The sequence below is a fragment of the Devosia honganensis genome (genome assembly GCF_042648785.1).
GTDB classification, from domain to species: Bacteria; Pseudomonadota; Alphaproteobacteria; order Rhizobiales; family Devosiaceae; genus Devosia; species Devosia honganensis.
Genome location: NZ_JBHRYD010000010.1, coordinates 302,850 through 317,528 on the forward strand (window position 1 = coordinate 302,850; position 14,679 = coordinate 317,528).

General features: G+C 66.8%; 16 protein-coding genes, 1 tRNA gene and 1 pseudogene. 10 read left to right on the forward strand and 8 right to left on the reverse strand.

Annotated elements, in window-relative coordinates; all coding sequences use genetic code 11:
• The first annotated feature begins 60 nt into the window (after window positions 1-60).
• From ACFOOL_RS12470 to ACFOOL_RS12495, 6 genes are all read left to right on the forward strand, one after another.
• Entirely contained in the window at window positions 61-1,311 is a 1,251-nt protein-coding gene (locus ACFOOL_RS12470) for an O-antigen ligase family protein (protein WP_380097433.1), read from the forward strand.
• An 11-nt stretch (window positions 1,312-1,322) separates the two neighbouring features.
• Window positions 1,323-2,393, forward strand: a complete 1,071-nt coding sequence (locus tag ACFOOL_RS12475) for a glycosyltransferase (RefSeq protein ID WP_380097434.1) — start codon at window positions 1,323-1,325, stop codon at window positions 2,391-2,393.
• Window positions 2,390-3,538: a glycosyltransferase family 4 protein gene (locus tag ACFOOL_RS12480; protein ID WP_380097436.1), complete on the forward strand. Its 1,149-nt coding sequence runs from the start codon at window positions 2,390-2,392 to the stop codon at window positions 3,536-3,538. The genes ACFOOL_RS12475 and ACFOOL_RS12480 overlap by 4 nt, the downstream gene beginning before the upstream one ends.
• Entirely contained in the window at window positions 3,535-4,893 is a 1,359-nt protein-coding gene (locus ACFOOL_RS12485) for a lipid II flippase MurJ (protein WP_380097437.1), read from the forward strand. The genes ACFOOL_RS12480 and ACFOOL_RS12485 overlap by 4 nt, the downstream gene beginning before the upstream one ends.
• The gene (locus ACFOOL_RS12490; RefSeq protein ID WP_380097439.1) at window positions 4,890-6,032 is read left to right on the forward strand and encodes a glycosyltransferase family 4 protein; all 1,143 of its coding nucleotides are present in this window, start codon (window positions 4,890-4,892) and stop codon (window positions 6,030-6,032) included. Before ACFOOL_RS12485 ends, ACFOOL_RS12490 begins: the two co-directional genes overlap by 4 nt.
• 62 nt (window positions 6,033-6,094) lie before the next feature.
• Window positions 6,095-6,823 carry a metallophosphoesterase family protein gene (locus ACFOOL_RS12495; protein ID WP_380097440.1) on the forward strand — a complete coding sequence of 243 codons (729 nt, stop codon included), beginning with the start codon at window positions 6,095-6,097 and terminating at the stop codon, window positions 6,821-6,823.
• Window positions 6,824-6,844: 21 nt separating this feature from the next.
• Here ACFOOL_RS12495 and ACFOOL_RS12500 read toward each other — a convergent pair.
• The 8 genes and pseudogenes from ACFOOL_RS12500 to ACFOOL_RS12535 all read right to left on the reverse strand — a co-directional run bounded on the left by ACFOOL_RS12500 (window position 6,845) and on the right by ACFOOL_RS12535 (window position 10,887).
• Window positions 6,845-6,920, reverse strand: a tRNA-Phe gene (locus ACFOOL_RS12500).
• Window positions 6,921-7,067: 147 nt separating this feature from the next.
• On the reverse strand, window positions 7,068-7,241 hold the full coding sequence (gene yacG, locus ACFOOL_RS12505) for a DNA gyrase inhibitor YacG (RefSeq protein ID WP_380097441.1): 174 nt from the start codon (window positions 7,239-7,241) through the stop codon (window positions 7,068-7,070).
• Window positions 7,241-7,879: a Maf-like protein gene (locus tag ACFOOL_RS12510; RefSeq protein WP_380097442.1), complete on the reverse strand. Its 639-nt coding sequence runs from the start codon at window positions 7,877-7,879 to the stop codon at window positions 7,241-7,243. Before ACFOOL_RS12510 ends, yacG begins: the two co-directional genes overlap by 1 nt.
• Window positions 7,880-7,890: 11 nt before the next feature.
• Window positions 7,891-8,109 (reverse strand): translation initiation factor IF-1, encoded by a 219-nt coding sequence (gene infA, locus ACFOOL_RS12515; protein WP_046103343.1) that lies wholly within the window; start codon window positions 8,107-8,109, stop codon window positions 7,891-7,893.
• Window positions 8,110-8,185: 76 nt separating this feature from the next.
• Window positions 8,186-8,665, reverse strand: a complete 480-nt coding sequence (locus ACFOOL_RS12520) for an arsenate reductase ArsC (protein WP_380097494.1) — start codon at window positions 8,663-8,665, stop codon at window positions 8,186-8,188.
• 6 nt (window positions 8,666-8,671) lie between these two features.
• A pseudogene (locus ACFOOL_RS12525) lies at window positions 8,672-9,145 on the reverse strand (UPF0262 family protein); the annotation flags it as partial.
• Between the two features lie 8 nt (window positions 9,146-9,153).
• Window positions 9,154-10,446, reverse strand: coding sequence for a histidinol dehydrogenase (gene hisD, locus ACFOOL_RS12530; RefSeq protein WP_380097443.1), 1,293 nt, complete (start codon window positions 10,444-10,446; stop codon window positions 9,154-9,156).
• A gap of 9 nt (window positions 10,447-10,455) precedes the next feature.
• Window positions 10,456-10,887, reverse strand: coding sequence for a DUF2948 family protein (locus ACFOOL_RS12535; RefSeq protein ID WP_380097444.1), 432 nt, complete (start codon window positions 10,885-10,887; stop codon window positions 10,456-10,458).
• Between the two features lie 143 nt (window positions 10,888-11,030).
• Between ACFOOL_RS12535 and ACFOOL_RS12540 the strand changes: the two genes are divergently transcribed.
• Genes ACFOOL_RS12540 through ACFOOL_RS12555 form a run of 4 tightly spaced genes read left to right on the forward strand, consistent with a single transcriptional unit; the run spans window position 11,031 to window position 14,672 of the window.
• Window positions 11,031-11,672, forward strand: a complete 642-nt coding sequence (locus tag ACFOOL_RS12540; protein ID WP_380097445.1) for a TetR/AcrR family transcriptional regulator — start codon at window positions 11,031-11,033, stop codon at window positions 11,670-11,672.
• On the forward strand, window positions 11,669-12,604 hold the full coding sequence (locus ACFOOL_RS12545) for an HlyD family secretion protein (protein WP_380097448.1): 936 nt from the start codon (window positions 11,669-11,671) through the stop codon (window positions 12,602-12,604). The genes ACFOOL_RS12540 and ACFOOL_RS12545 overlap by 4 nt, the downstream gene beginning before the upstream one ends.
• The gene (locus tag ACFOOL_RS12550; RefSeq protein ID WP_380097449.1) at window positions 12,601-13,539 is read left to right on the forward strand and encodes an ABC transporter ATP-binding protein; all 939 of its coding nucleotides are present in this window, start codon (window positions 12,601-12,603) and stop codon (window positions 13,537-13,539) included. Before ACFOOL_RS12545 ends, ACFOOL_RS12550 begins: the two co-directional genes overlap by 4 nt.
• A complete protein-coding gene (locus ACFOOL_RS12555; protein ID WP_380097450.1) occupies window positions 13,536-14,672 on the forward strand; it encodes an ABC transporter permease in 1,137 nt (378 codons plus the stop codon). The genes ACFOOL_RS12550 and ACFOOL_RS12555 overlap by 4 nt, the downstream gene beginning before the upstream one ends.
• Window positions 14,673-14,679: the final 7 nt, after the last annotated feature.

Sequence of the window (14,679 nt, forward strand, 5' to 3'; positions counted from 1 at the left end):
TGCATCCTGCGGCTCGCTCCGGCCCATCATGGCGCGAGCCGGGCGGAAAGACGAAATACTATGATCAAAATTTCGGATATATCTAATTATTTCAGCTATTTATGTATCTTCCTGCTGCTGTCGTCGCTCATATATTTCGGTCATGCCGAGGTGACGGGGGCATATACGACGTTCAACAATCCGCTGAAGCCGAGCCTTTTCTACTTATTGGTGTACTGCACCACCTTCATCGTTCTTGTATTCGGTCAGGACCTGCTGGCGCGCACGCGGCCCTATCACGCCATCATGGCGGCGCTGGCGGGGATATTGCTGCTGCATCTGTGGTGGGTGCCATTCCTGCCGGACGATGCCGAGCGGACGCGCATTCTCGTCCTGCGCGTCAATACCTGCCTGATCGCAATGGCTCTCGCCATCGTCCTGGCCTATGCCGACGACATTGCCGGCCTGATCCGCTCGATCCGGATCGTGATGTGGGGAACCGCGGCGCTCAACGTCGCCGTGATCATCATGCCGAGCCTGTTTCCCTTCAAGATGGGCGTCTATGCCGGCCGCGCCGCCGGGCTCTACTGGGACCCCAACCAATGCGCCACCTTCCTGGCGCTGTCCCTGCCGCTGGCCTGCCTGGGAACCCGCACGCCGGTCAGGCTGGCCAATTATCTGGTCTTCCTGGTGGGGATCGCCTTCACCTTCAGCCGGGAAGGCCTGGTTCTGTGGCTGGGCGCGGTGATCCTCGACTATGTCTTTCTGGCCCGGAAAGTCACGCGGGTCGAAGGCGTCATTCTCCGCTCGACGGCGATATTCCTCATTCTCATCGCGATCGGGGCAGTATTCGCCATTTTCTACTATGACATTATTTATGCCATGCGCCCCTATCTCAATGCCGACACCTTTTCGCGGCTCATGGGTGCGGACCGCGGCAGCGCCGGCGAGCGGCTGCGCCTGATCGTCTATGGTTGGGAGGCCTTCGCCTCGTCGCCGCTGGCGGGCCTGGGCTACGGCTCCACCCATTTATGGAGCCATGGCCTGTCCGTCCACAACATGTTCCTGCTCATGCTCGCCGAATTCGGGCTGCTGGGCCTCGTGGCCTATCTGGGGCTGCTCGGCGCGATCCTGGCGCAGGGCAGCCGGCTTTCCCTGGTGCTGTTCATCCTCTTGACCTGCCAATCCATGTTCACCCATTCCTATTTCGACCTTCCCTATTATCTGCTCCTGGTCCTGCTCTATATGCGCGTCGGCCACGCGGAGCGGCAGGCCGAGACGGCGCGGCCGGCCGCCATTCCATCCCCCTTGCGGGAGGCCGTGCAATGGTAGAGCCGGCCAGAGTGGCATTCCTGCTGCCGAACCTGGCCGGCGGAGGCGCCGAGCGGGTCATCACCACCTTGATCCGTCACCTCGACACATCGCGGATCAAGGCCAGCCTGATTTTGCTGAACGGGCGGGACAACACTTTCCGCGCGCTGGTCCCCGAGCATGTCGAGGTCACGGATCTGCAGAAGCCGCGCTTGCGCCAGGCCATGCCGGCGCTGCTCGGCTTGATCCGGCGCACCCAGCCCGACGTGGTGGTCTCGACCATCGACCACCTCAATGTCGGCGCCGGCCTGCTCCGTCCCTTCTGGCCCTCCCAATCCAAACTGGTCATCCGCGCCACCGATTTCCTCAGCCTCGACAGCCGGCGGTTCCGCTGGCTGATGGGCGCCAGCTTCCGCAATGCAGACGCGATCATCTACCAGTCGGAAGCGATGAAACGGGCCTTCTCGGAGCGATTGGGACTGGGCCATCTGTCGCATCGCGCCATCCCCAATCCGGTGGATATCGCAGAGGTGCGACGCAAGGCGGCCGAGCCGACCGAAATCCCGATGGACCCGCACAGGATCAATCTGGTGAGCATCGGGCGCCTGGCGCCGGCCAAGGGCTTCGATATCCTTCTCGATGCCATTGGCCGTCTCGAACGGCGCGACCTTGCCTTTCATATATTGGGCGCCGGCGCCGAGGCTGGCAGCCTCAATCGCCAGTCGGAGGCCCTGGGTCTCGTCGACCGGGTCAGGTTCTGGGGCTTCCAGTCCAATCCATATGCGGTTCTCGCCCGCGCCGACGGCCTCGTTCTCTCCTCTCGTTTCGAGGGCTTTCCAAATGTCGTGCTCGAGGCCCTGGCCTGCGGCAAGCCGGTATTGTCCACGCCCGTTCCCGGCATCGAGGATGCCCTGGCCGGGGTTCCGGGCTGCGTCGTGACCGCGGGCTTTTCCGCCGATGCCCTGGCGCAGGCGCTGGAAGTCTTCCTCGAGCGCGGCAGGACCCAGGTTCCACAGGCCAATGTCGCCGGATATGCGGCCGAACGCATTGCACGGACCTATGAGGATTTTCTGCTTTCTGTCGAAGCGGGGCGCGGCCGATGAAAGTTTGCTTTGTTCTTGATCGCCTCAATATCGGCGGCGCGGAAGCCCATGCTCTGGACCTGGCCGACATGCTCGAGGCCCAGGGGCACGAGGCCCGCATTCTGGTGCTGAAAAAGGGCGGCGCCTCGAACCATCCCGCCGTGCGCCCCGATCACCAGATCGAGAAGTTCGAAGCCGGCTCCGTGCTGTTTTCGGATGTGGTCCTGTCTCTGGGGCGGAGCCTGCGCAACAGCCGCACGGAGCTGGTCTTCGCGGTCAACCAGACCGCCCTGGTCGCCGCGATGATGGCGCGATGGCTCGGCCTGCACGAGGCCAAGATCATCTGCCTCTTCCACACCACGGTCATCAGCAGCCTTGCCGGGCAGGTCAAGCTGCCCCTGTTCAAGCATTTCGTCAGGCAGTCCGACGGAATAGTCTATGTCAGCCGGAAGCAGTTCGATTACTGGCGGCAAAGGGGGATAAAGGCGCCGCTCGAAACCGCCATCCCCAACGGCATCAACACCAAACTCTACCATCCTCCCAGCTCGGCGGAACGCCGGCAGGCCCGGGCGGAATGGGGATTTTCCGAAACGGACATCGTATTGCTGCTCTGCGCCCGGTTCGCCCCGGAAAAGAACCATGCGCAACTGGTCGAGGCGCTGGGGCGGCTGGTGCCGCAGAATGACCGCTACCGGCTGCTGCTGGTGGGCGACGGCGCGACGCGCGCGGAAATCGAGAAACAGGTGCAGGCGGCGGGATTGTCCGACAAGGTAGTGTTCACCGGGGCGAGGAAGGACGTGCCGTCCATCGTGCATGCGGCCGATGCGGGCGTGCTCGTCAGCAATGCCGTCGAGACATTCTCCCTGGCGGCGCTGGAAGTCATGGCCGCCGGCCTGCCCATGGTCCTGTCCGATATCGGCGGGGCATCGGAGATGGTCCGGCACGGCGAAACCGGGATGCTCTTTCCCGTCGACGACACCGACCGGCTGGTCGAAGCGCTGCAAGTGGTGGCCGACGCCGATTTGCGCCGGACCATGGGCCTGGCGGCCCAGTCCGTCGTGGTGCGGCAATTCTCCAGTCAGGTCATGCTCGACCGGTATCTCGAGCTATTGGCGTCCCTGGCGGAGCCGGAAGAGGGCACCGCCCTTTCAGGATACGGGACGTGACGGTATCGCCGCCAAAGCCGCCCGGCATCGCCCGCTGGCTGGACCTGATGCGGCTCGGCCCGCAAAACCTGGCGATCATCCGATCGTCGACCTATCTGTTGGTGTTTCTCGGTGTCGCCAAGATTTCCGGGGCCGCCAAGGAAATCGTCATCGCCTCGGCCTATGGCACCTCGGCGCTGGTCGATGCCTATGCGCTGCAAACGGCGCTGGCGGGGTGGCCGGTGGCGCTGTTCACCATGACGTCGGGAGTGGTCTTCATCCCGCTTCTGGTGCGGCTATCCCGGACCGATGCCGAACGCGCGCGGGCGGTGTTCCGAACCCTGCTGGGATGGGCCAGCGTTTTCGGCCTCGTCTGCGCGGCCGGTTGCGGCGCGCTCTTCTGGCTCTTTTCCGCTCGGCTCGGCTATCATTCCGCGTTCCGGCAAATGGGATTGCTGGTGGCCGCGACCATTCCGTTCGGCATATTGAGCGCGGTGCTGGCGGCCAGGCTGCTGGCGGCTCGGCGGCAGGTCGGCACGCTGCTCGAGGCGGTCACGCCGCTGGTCATCATTGCCGCCATAGCGGCGCTTTCCGGCTGGCTCGATGGCACGCTGGTGCTGGGGTTCGGGACGTTAGCGGGTTTCGTTCTCGCCACTTTCGCCCTGGCCTATGCGCAGGGCGGCGCAGCCTCCGGCCTGCTTCCCAACCTGGCCGGCTCCCGGGACCTGGCAAGCCAGATCGGCACGGCGATGCTGATCGCGCTCGCCGCCCAGATGATCTTCTCGCTCGGGGGCACGGTCTTGGATCAGATCGTGGCCGCCCAGCTATCGCCGGGGGCCAATGCGATCGTCAATTACACGAACAAGGCGCTGACCCTGGTGACCAGCATTGCCGGGATCGTGGTCGGCCGCGCGGTCCTGCCGGTGCTGTCGGAGGCGGCATTGTCCGGGAGCGCCGCGGCCACCCGCCTCGCGCGGGGTTGGTCGTTGACCGCCCTGCTGCTGGGGACGGTCCTGGGCGCCCTGCTGTTCATCAATGCGGATTTGGTCATCGGCCTGTTGTATGAACGGGGCGAATTCTCCCGTGGCGACGTGGCGGCGGTATCCCGGGCGCTCCGTGCCGGCATCGGTCAGTTGCCATTCCTGTTCGGAAGCCTTGTACTGGCGCAATGGATCGCCAGTCTGCGCCGGTTCGAACTGCTGCTTCTCGCCAATGTGGCGGCAGTGGCCTGCAAGGTCGCCATGCTGGCGATCTTCATCGGGAGTGCGGGGATTGAAGCGATCTTCTATGCGACGACGGCCATGTATATGACGAGTTTCGGCGTGCTTGCGCTATTCGCCTTTCGCCGCCAGCCGATAACGGGCCGGGATCGATGAAGGTAAATCTGGTCTGCTACAGCCTGCACGGCGGCGGCGCCGAACGGGTCACCGTCAATCTGGCGGATGCCTGGGCGGAACAGGGGCACGAGGTCGTCATCACCCTCTGCACGCCCGCGGAGGAAATCGAATATCATCCGGACCCTCGCGTGACGGTCGACAGCATCGGCAAGCCCCCTGCCCCCTGGGGCGCGCCGATCGTCTCCACGCTCTGGCGCCTTGCCGCGCTCCGCCGCCATCTGCGCCGGAACGGGGCCGACATCGTCGTGGCCATGCAGGGCAATATCGCCATAGAAACGGCGCTGGCCAGCCTGTCGACGACGCACCGGGTCATTGGCTGCGAGCACAATCACCCCGATTACGCGGTGCAAGGCAGGGTCTGGAACGCCTTGCGGCCATTGGCCTATCGGCGTCTGGACGCGCTCACCACGCTGACGCAGGGCGGAGCGGCCGCATTGCGCCGGCAGGTGCCCGGCAGGGACGTGGTGATCATGCCCAATGCGGTGCGCTGGCCCATGCAGGACAGCGGCGAGGGACCGGACCCCGAAACCCTCGTGCCCGGGGATCATCGACTGATCCTGTCGGCGGGCCGCCTGACCGCGGCCAAAGCCTATGGCGAGCTCATCCGGGCCTTCGCCACGGTCGCCGGCCGGCACCCGGATTGCACGCTGGTCCTGCTGGGCGAGGGCGAGCAGCGCGACGCCTTGACCGCCCTGGTGCGCGAGCTCCGTCTGGAAACGCGCATTTTGCTGCCGGGGCGGGCGGGAAACATGTCCCGCTGGTATCGCAGGGCCGATCTTTTCGCCATGTCCTCGGCGTGGGAGGGGCTTCCGATGGTCATGCTGGAAGCAATGTCCCATGGGGTCCCGGTCGCCTCCTACGATTTCGATTTCGGGGCGCGCGATATCGTGCGGCACGGCGTCGATGGCCTGCTCGTGCCCCGGGGCGACCTGCCGGGATTGGCGGAAGCCATGGCCGCCATGCTGGCGGAGGACGGCATGCGGGAAAAAATGGGCCAAGAGGCGACAAGCATCCGGGAGCGCTTCGGCGAGCGGGAAATTCTTCGGGCCTGGGACGAGCTTTTCGCGCGCGTACTGGTGCAGCGTCCGAACGCTGCCGGAGGAAGCCGGTCGCGATGAGGACTTTTCTGGAAGCGCTTCTCTCGCCCCGGGCGCCCCGAAAGGCACGGCCACGCGTTCATTTGGAGTCCTGGCCGTCGCTGGTCTATGCGATCGGGGACGTCCATGGCTGCCACGACCTGTTGCGGGACCTCGAAGCCCGCATAGTCGCCGACGCCCGGGACCGGGCCGGGGAAAAGCTCATCGTCATGCTCGGCGACTATGTGGATCGCGGCGACAGAAGCGCGCAGGTACTCGACCGCCTGCTGGCGGACCCGCCGAAATCGTTCAACCGGATTTGCCTGGCCGGCAATCACGAGCAGATGATGCTCGACTTCCTCGAGGCGCCGGCCCGGTCGCATGCCTGGCTCGACAATGGCGGAAGGCTGACCCTGTCGTCCTACGGGCTGGAGCCCGGGCATCTGGGCGCGGGGCGCCAGTTGCGGGTGATGCTGGACGCGCATATTCCCGAAAACCACCGGAGCTTCATCAGCGGTCTTCCCGCCTGCCTGACCTTGCCCGGCGCGGTGTTCGTCCATGCCGGCCTCAGGCCGAACCTGGCCCTGGAAGATCAGCGCGATGAAGACATGCTCTGGATCCGGCGCGAAGCGGATACGGGCGAAATGCGGGCCTTCACCATTGTCCACGGGCACACGCCGGCCCCCGAGCCGCAGATCACCTCCAACCGGATAGGGCTCGATACCGGCGCCTACGGCTCGGGCGTGCTGACCGCCGCCCGCTTCGAGCAAGGCCGCTTCGCCGGCTTTCTGCAAGCGACATCCGCCCGGCCGACACCGTCTGGCAGATCCTGATCTTCGCTGAAAAGGAAGGGGTGGTGCCCAGAGCCGGAATCGAACCAGCGACACGCGGATTTTCAATCCGCTGCTCTACCAACTGAGCTATCTGGGCCTCTATGCGGTGCGTGTTTCGCACCGGACGAGCGGCTTATAGTGGCTTCGCCGGGCCCTGTCCAGCAAGGCAAGCCAAGAATTATGCGTCCCTCACAGTTTCCGTGTCCTCGCGCCGGAAAGCGTCCGGCGGCGCACCGGACGGGCGCTATGCCTCCTCGTCGTCCGCTTCGGGCTCGTCGTCCCGCGCCGGTATCACATAGGTGCCGGTGAGCCAGCGGTTGAGGTCGACATCGGCGCAGCGTTTCGAGCAGAAGGGCGCGAATTCGTCCGATGCCGGCTTGCCGCAGATCGGGCATTTCCGTTCCCGGGGCTCCGCCATCATACCCCCGAAAGGCTCGACTGGTTGAGCCAGTTGAAGTGGACGGGATAGCCCTCCCCGGCCAGGAGCTGGGCGGTCTCGTGCAGCGGCAGGCCGACGACGGCCGAATAGGAGCCGACGAGCTTGACCACGAAGGCGCCGGCGATGCCCTGGATGGCATAGCCGCCCGCCTTGTCGCGCCATTCGGCGCTGGCGAGATAGGCCTCCATCTCGCGGCCGGAGAGGCGCTTGAAGCGGATGCGGGTCTCGACGAGCCGATGGCGGCGCGCCCCCGAGGGGGTGATCAGCGTCACCCCGGTATAGACGCGATGCGCCCGCCCCGAGAGCAGATGGAGGCAATCGCTCGCCTCTTCCATGGTCTCGGCCTTGGGCAGGATGCGGCGCCCCACCGCGACCACCGTATCGGCGGCCAGCACCAGCGCATTGGAGCCGAAGCCGGCGAGCCGCGCCTTGTGCTGGGCGGTGAGGGCCTTGAGATCGGCAAGGCGGCCGGCGAGCTTGCGCGGCAATTCGCCCTTTTCCGGGGTTTCATCGACATGCGCAGGCACCAGGTGTTCGGGTTCGATCCCGATCTGGTTGAGCAGAGCGAGCCGGCGCGGCGAGGCGGAGGCCAGGATGAGGTCCGGACGGCTAGCCATGGGGCATCAGGTCACTTGAAGCGATAGGTGATGCGACCCTTGGTGAGGTCGTAGGGGGTCATTTCGCACAGCACCTTGTCGCCGGCCAGAACCCGGATACGGTTCTTGCGCATGCGTCCGGCGGTATGGGCGATGATCTCGTGATCGTTCTCCAGCTTGACCCGGAAGGTCGCGTTGGGAAGCAATTCGGTGACCACGCCCGGAAATTCGAGCACTTCTTCCTTGGCCATACTTTCTCCTGAGAAGACCCCGCCCGCCATGCCTTGGCCGGCCGGGGCCGCAAAATCGCGCGGAACCTACTTCAAATCATTGGTTTTGTGAACCACCGGCGACCAAAGGCTCCAACCGCTCGCGCACACGGCGCTGCAGGCTGTCGCGCAATTCCCGGTAGGCGTTGAGAACCAGGTCGCGGCTCCCCTCCACCAGGGAAGGGTCGTCCACGTCCCAATGCTCGACCGCGCCGGCTTCCAGCCCCTTCCTTTCGACCGCGCCGGGCGCGTCGTCGGAGAGGGTGATGACGAGGTCGAAATGGTTGGCGACGAGTTCGTCCAGGATATGGGGGGTATGGATCGACATATCAATGCCCACCTCCTCCATCACCTCATGGACGAACTGGTCGGCCTTGCCGCCCTCCACTCCCACGGAGCGGGCGATGATGCGCCCGGGAAAGGCCTGCCGCGCCAGCGCCGCGGCCATGGGCGAGCGCACCGAGTTCATCGAGCACACGAACAGCACGCTGGGCAGCTTGCTGGTCGCCTCGTCGATGCGGCTGGCATAGGGCTGCACCGCACAGATCAGGGTGAACAGGCGCCGCGCCGTATTGAGGTCGATGACCAGCTTGTTGGTCAGGCGGGTGCGCAGCAGTTCGGCGGCTTCGTTGTGCAGGCCGCGCCGCGCCATGTCGACGGTCTCGATCTGGAAGGGCTGGGCCGAGCGGATGGCCTCGTAATAGGCGTCGCGGATGCGGAAATAATCGCGGATCAGCCGCCGGAACGGGGTGAGCGAGAGATAATGGGCGGCGATGGGCTGGAAGGTCTCGGGGTGGCGCACGTCGAGCACGATGAAATTGCCGACGATGGAGACGTGGAGCGCGAAGGGCCCTTCCGCCGCGACGCGGGCGGGGCGGAAGGTGTTCTCCTCCAGCAGGTCGTAGATGGCGATGCGCCACTCATGCACCTCGTCGGGATCGATCGAGGTGATGGTATTGGGATCGAGCGTGACGGTGACCAGCCTGTCCGTGTCGGTCGCCGCCTGCGCCGTGCCCATGGAGATGCTCACCGGTTGAGCCGGATGGAAATGGACCGCCCGTGCCCGTCGAGGTCCTCGACCCCGGCGATGGTGATGGCGGGCCCGGCCAGCTCGGCCAGCGCCGCGGGGGTGCAGCCCAGCAGCGAGGTGCGCTTCATGAAGTCGAGCACGCCCAGCCCCGAGGCGAAGCGGGCCGAACGGGCCGTGGGCAGCACGTGATTGGAGCCGCCGACATAATCGCCGATGGCCTCGGGCGTGTGATGCCCCAGAAAGATCGCGCCGGCATGGCGGATGGCGGGCAGCAGCGCCTCGGGATCGTCCAGCGCCAGCTCGACGTGCTCGGAGGCGGTGCGATTGGCCAGGTCCGCCGCCTCCGCGAGCGAGGCGACGGTGATGACGGCGCCGAATTCCTCCCAGCCCTCGCGGGCGATGGCCTGTTTGGGCAGCAGCGCCAATTGCCGCTCGACCTCAGACTCGACGGCATCGGCAAGGGCCGGGTCGGTGGTGACGAGGATCGACTGGGCGCCGGCCCCGTGCTCGGCCTGGGCGATGAGGTCGGCGGCGACCCAGGCCGGATTGGCCGAGCCATCGGCGATGACCAAAACTTCGGAGGGGCCGGCGATCATGTCGATGCCGACCTGCCCGAATACCTGGCGCTTGGCCGTCGCCACATAGGCGTTGCCGGGACCCACCACCTTGTCGACGCGCGCGATGGCGGCGGTGCCATAGGCCAGCGCCGCCACCGCCTGGGCGCCCCCGACGCGGTAGATTTCGGTGACGCCGGCGATTTCGGCGGCGGCGAGGATGGCCGGATTGATCTCGCCATCGGGCGTCGGCACCACCATGGCGATGCGGGAGACGCCCGCCACCCGGGCCGGGACGGCATTCATCAGCACCGAGGAGGGATAGGACGCCAATCCGCCCGGCACATAGATGCCCACCGCGTCCACCGGGGTCCAGCGCGTGCCCAGCGTCACTCCCAGATGGTCCTCATAGATGTGATCGGTGGGCTTCTGCCGCTCGTGATGCGCCCTGATGCGGTCATGGGCGGTCTGGAGCGCCGCGCGCACCTGGGGGGAGACGCGGGCCGCGGCGGCGGCGATGTCGGCCTCGGGGATGCGCAGGGTCGCCGCCGTCACCCCGGCGCGGTCGAAGCGGTTGGTCAATTCGACCAGGGCGGCGTCGCCGCGCGCCCGCACATCGGCGATGATGGCGGCGACGCTGTCATTGACGTCGCGGCTCGCTTCGCGCTTGCCGGCGAGCAGATCGGAAAAACGGGCTTCGAAATCGGGCGAAGCGCTATCGAGGCGTAGGGGCATGGCCGGCTTTCAGTCGAGACGATGGCTGGGCCGGGCGGAAGCGGCCCAGGCGGCGCCGAGATCGGAGAGGCGGGCTTCCAGATAGTCCACGTCGAGCCGCACCGCGCCGCCGCCGGCAAGGCGCAATTCGACGACGCCCGCCGGAGCCTCGGTGAATTCGAAGTGGATGGCGAGCAGTTCCACCACGCCTTCGGGCGCGGCAGGATCGAACCCGGCGAAGGCGGCGCGGGTCACCCCGTCGAAATGCAGCGCCGCCCGCTTGCGCTGGCCCTTGGCGCGCGGCCTGTCGCCGGCCCAGTCGAAACGGTTCATCAGCAGGGCGAAGCGCCGGTCGCCACGGGCATAACCCATGTCGGCGACGCGGATGACGGCGTCCTGCACATGGGCGGACACCACTTCGAGGTCTTCGCTGTCGAGCGCGATGAGCTTGAGATCGGTCATGCAAGGTGCCCCGTTGGATGGATCGCAGCCTGTCCGGCCTCGCGGTTCCGATCTACAGCGTTGCGGCCATGGGGGCAATGCGTGGCGGTAAAATGCCGGTGTAGCTATTGATGACTGACCGGTCAGTCATTTATAGTGGCGCCATGACCAGCACGAAGAAATTCAGCCGCCGCTCCGAGACGCGCCCCGACGAGGTTCTGGACGCGGCCATGGCGGTATTTTCCGAAAAGGGCTTCGCCGCCGCCAAGGTGGAGGACATCGCCCGCCGGGCCGGCGTCTCCAAGGGCACGGTCTATCTCTATTTCGCCTCCAAGGACGCCATTATCGAGGCCATCATCGAGCGGGCCGTGGCGCCGGTGGCCTCTGGCGCCCTGCCCCGCATCGCCGCCTATGAGGGCGATCCGCGCCAGCCCATCGCCATGCTGCTGCGCACGATCGGCACCCTGCTGAGCGACCCTGAAAAGCTCGCCATTCCCAAGCTGTTCCTGCGCGAGGGCATGAACATTCCCGCCATTGCCGACATCTATCGCCGCGACGTGCTCGACCGGGCCATTCCGGTGCTTGTCGGGCTGGTCGCGCGCGGCGTCGCGGCAGGCCATTTCCGTCCCGTCGATCCCGAGCTGACCGTGCGCTCCATCGTCGGCCCCATCATCGCCCATGTTGCCTTGAGCGAAGTGTTCGGCATCCGCCCCGCCGACGGGCTGGCGCTGGACCGGCTGATCGACAACCATCTCGAGATCTTGTTCAACGGGCTGGCGGCCCGGCCACCGGAGCCCGGGCCATGAACGAGTTCTTCGCCGGGCTGATGGCCGCCCTGCTCTCCTGGTTCGCGCCCGCTGCCGTGCCCGGCACCTATAGCGGCTATCTCGAGGCCGATTACGTCTATGTCGCTCCCCTCGTCGCCGGGCGGATCGAGACCATGGCGGTGGCCGAGGGCCAGTCCGTCGAAGCCGGCGAGGTGCTGTTCACCCTCGATGCCGCCCAGCAGCGCCACCTTCTCGACGCCGCCGAGGCCCGGGTCGCCGCCGCCCGGGCCAGCCTCGCCAATCTCGAAACCGGCGGCCGCACGCCGGAACTGGACGTCATCCGCGCCTCGCTTTCCAAGGCCGAGGCCGATCTGGGCCTGGCCGAGGCGAATCTGGCGCGCAGCGAACGGCTCGAGCGGACCGGCACCGTGCCCAGCGTCCGGGTCGAGCAGGACCGTGCCGCCCTTGCCGCCGCCCGGGCGCAGGCCGATCAACTGCGCGCGCAACTGGCGGTGGCGGAACTGCCGGCCCGCTCCGCCCAGCAGGCGGCGGCGGAGGCCGATCTGCACGCCGCCGAGGCCGACGCCGCCGGCGCGCGGCAAAGCCTTGCGGACCGGCAGGTCGTCGCGCCCCTTGCCGGCAGCGTCGACAGCCTGTTCTTCCGCGCCGGGGAGGTGGCCGGAGCCGGCGTTCCCGTCCTCTCCATCCTACCGCAGGGGCCGCTCGAGGCGCGCTTTTTCGTACCCGAACCGGAGCGGGCGGGCCTGGCCATCGGCGCCGCCGTCGACATCGCCTGCGATGGCTGCGCGCCCCTTACCGCCCATGTCACCCATATCGCCGGCGAGCCGCAGACCACGCCGCCGGTGATCTATTCGCGCGAGGAGCGCGGCCGGCTGGTCTATCTGGTCAAGGCGCGGCTCGACCAAGCCGGCACCCTGCGGCCTGGCCAGCCGGTCACGGTGCGCAAATGAGCCCCGCCCCGGCCATCGAGGTGAAGGGGCTCACCAAGCGTTTCGGCGACAAGCTGGTGGTGGACGATTTCGACATCGCGGTGCCGCGCGGCGCCATTTACGGCTTTCTGGGGCCCAATGGCTCGGGCAAGACCACGACGATCCGCATGCTGTGCGGCCTGCTCGTCCCCGATGCGGGCGAAGGCACCTGTCTGGGGCTCGACCTGCGCCGCGAGGCCGCCCGGATCAAGACCCGGATCGGCTATATGACGCAGAAATTCAGCCTCTATGAGGACCTGACCATCCGCGAGAACCTGGATTTCGTCGCCCGCATGTATGGCGTTTCCGGGCGCCGGGGGCGCGTCGATGCGGCGCTGGCCGATCTGGGCCTGGCCGACCGGGCCGGGCAATTGGCCGGCACGCTCTCGGGCGGCTGGAAACAGCGCCTGGCCCTTGCCGCCTGCCTCATCCACGATCCGCGCTTGCTGCTGCTCGACGAGCCCACCGCCGGGGTCGATCCCAAGGCGCGCCGCGATTTCTGGGACGAGATCCGCCGCCTTTCCAAGGCCGGCGTCACCGTCCTCGTCTCCACCCATTACATGGACGAGGCGGTGCAGTGCGACTTCATCACCTATATCGCCTATGGCCGCAAACTGATCGACGGCCCGGCCGCGCAAATTCCCGCCATGGTGGGCCTCGTCACCTGGCGGGCCGAAGGCCCCGACCTCGCCATGCTCGAGGAGGCGCTCGCCGGCCGGCCCGGCGTCGCCCAGATCGCCCGCTTCGGGTCGGCCCTGCACGTCTCGGGCACCGATGGAGCGGCGCTCGAGGCCACCATTGCCGCGTTCGCCGAAGCCGGCCCGCAACGCTGGAGCCGGGTGCCGGCGGGGCTCGAGGAGGCCTTCATCTATCTCATGACCGGGGCGCGGGACAATTTCGCCCGCGATGCGGCATGACCCTGGGCTTTTCCCTCAACCGGTTCCTCGCGGTCCTCATCAAGGAATTCATCCAGATGCGGCGCGACCGCGTCACCTTCGCCATGATGATCGGCCTGCCCATCGTGCAGCTTTTCCTTTTCGGCTTCGCCATCAATGCCGATCCGCGCCATTTGCCCACCCTGGTCGAGGTCAATGACGAGGGGCCGCTCACCCGCGCCCTGCTCGCGGGCATGGAAACCTCGGGCTATTTCGATTTCCAGGGCGAGGTGCGCGGGCCGGCTTCCGGCGAGGAGAAGCTGCGGCGGGGCGAGGCCAGTTTCGTCGTCGTCATCCCGTCCGGCTTCGCCCGCGACGTGGTGCGCGGGCGCCGGCCCAGCCTGCTGATCGCCGCCGACGCCGCCGATCCCTCCGCCGTGGGCGGCGCGGCCGCCGCCATGAGCGGCATCGTCGCCGGCGCCATCGCCCAGACGCTCGAGGGTCCCCTGGCCCCCGCCGCCGGCGCTCCCCCGCCCTTCGAGGTGGTGATCCACCGCCAATACAATCCCGAGGGCCGCACCTCGACCAATATCGTGCCGGGGTTGCTGGCCATCATCCTCTCCATGACCATGGTGATGATCACCGCCGTCGCCATCGTCAAGGAGCGCGAACGCGGCACCATGGAAATGCTGATAGCCACCCCGGTGCGCCCCGCCGAGGTCATGCTGGGCAAGATCCTGCCCTATGTGCTGGTGGGCTATGTGCAGACGGCGGTGTTCATGGTCTCGGCCTTCGCCGTGTTCCACGTGCCCTTCGCCGGCTCGGCCCTTGCCTTCTTCTTCGGCTTCAACCTGTTCGTCCTGGGCAATCTGGCGCTGGGCTTCCTCATCTCCACCCTGGCGCACAATCAGATGCAGGCCATGCAGCTTAGCTTTTTCACCATCTTGCCCTCGGTGCTGCTGTCGGGCTTCATGTTCCCCTTCGCCGGCATGCCCGGCTGGGCGCAGGCCATCGGCGCGGCGGTGCCCGCCACCCATTTCATCCGCCTCATCCGCAAGGTCATGCTCAAGGGCGCCGCCACGCCCGACATCGCGCCCGAATTGCTGGCGCTGGGGCTGATCATGGCGCTGATCAGCCTCCTCGCCATGCTCCGCTACCGCCAGACCCTGGACTAGGCCATCA

Coding starts and splice junctions, on each gene's coding strand:
- ACFOOL_RS12470 (WP_380097433.1), top strand. CDS start 61: ATGATCAAAATTTCGGATATATCTAATTATTTCAGCTATTTATGTATC.
- ACFOOL_RS12480 (WP_380097436.1), top strand. CDS start 2,390: ATGAAAGTTTGCTTTGTTCTTGATCGCCTCAATATCGGCGGCGCGGAA.
- ACFOOL_RS12490 (WP_380097439.1), top strand. CDS start 4,890: ATGAAGGTAAATCTGGTCTGCTACAGCCTGCACGGCGGCGGCGCCGAA.
- yacG (WP_380097441.1), bottom strand. CDS start 7,241: ATGGCGGAGCCCCGGGAACGGAAATGCCCGATCTGCGGCAAGCCGGCA.
- ACFOOL_RS12510 (WP_380097442.1), bottom strand. CDS start 7,879: ATGGCTAGCCGTCCGGACCTCATCCTGGCCTCCGCCTCGCCGCGCCGG.
- infA (WP_046103343.1), bottom strand. CDS start 8,109: ATGGCCAAGGAAGAAGTGCTCGAATTTCCGGGCGTGGTCACCGAATTG.
- hisD (WP_380097443.1), bottom strand. CDS start 10,446: ATGCCCCTACGCCTCGATAGCGCTTCGCCCGATTTCGAAGCCCGTTTT.
- ACFOOL_RS12535 (WP_380097444.1), bottom strand. CDS start 10,887: ATGACCGATCTCAAGCTCATCGCGCTCGACAGCGAAGACCTCGAAGTG.
- ACFOOL_RS12540 (WP_380097445.1), top strand. CDS start 11,031: ATGACCAGCACGAAGAAATTCAGCCGCCGCTCCGAGACGCGCCCCGAC.
- ACFOOL_RS12545 (WP_380097448.1), top strand. CDS start 11,669: ATGAACGAGTTCTTCGCCGGGCTGATGGCCGCCCTGCTCTCCTGGTTC.
- ACFOOL_RS12550 (WP_380097449.1), top strand. CDS start 12,601: ATGAGCCCCGCCCCGGCCATCGAGGTGAAGGGGCTCACCAAGCGTTTC.
- ACFOOL_RS12555 (WP_380097450.1), top strand. CDS start 13,536: ATGACCCTGGGCTTTTCCCTCAACCGGTTCCTCGCGGTCCTCATCAAG.